Raw genomic sequence first — 319 nt, 5'->3', positions numbered from 1 at the left:
CCCCCCCCCCCCCCCCCCCCCCCCCCCCCCCCCCCCCCCCCCCCCCCCCCCCCCCCCCCCCCCCCCCCCCCCCCCCCCCCCCCCCCCCCCCCCCCCCCCCCCCCCCCCCCCCCCCCCCCCTTTTCACGCAGAAGACGGCATACGAGATCGCGCCTAGAGTCTCGTGGGCTCGGAGATGTGTATAAGAGACAGGCACGAGGCAGACCCGCTCGTCGGGCCTGAAGCTGTCCTTGCGCGCCACGGCCGCGGCCACCACGCAGGCCGCCGCCGGCTCCAGCAGCACCCGCCCGTTCTGGAGCACCCAGACGATTTCGCGGAC

1 protein-coding gene is annotated in these 319 nt (G+C 79.0%); it reads right to left on the bottom strand.

Annotation, left to right across the window (positions count from 1 at the left end; genetic code table 11):
- The coding region (locus JHD80_RS27475; RefSeq protein ID WP_199093773.1) for a hypothetical protein at window positions 1–319 on the bottom strand (319 nt) is incomplete at both ends.

It is taken from the genome of Allobosea sp. ASV33, from assembly GCF_016428755.1.
GTDB lineage: Bacteria > Pseudomonadota > Alphaproteobacteria > Rhizobiales > Beijerinckiaceae > Allobosea.
The sequence above is the reverse complement of the archived record's forward strand: the minus strand, read 5'-3'. Positions and strand labels throughout refer to the sequence as shown.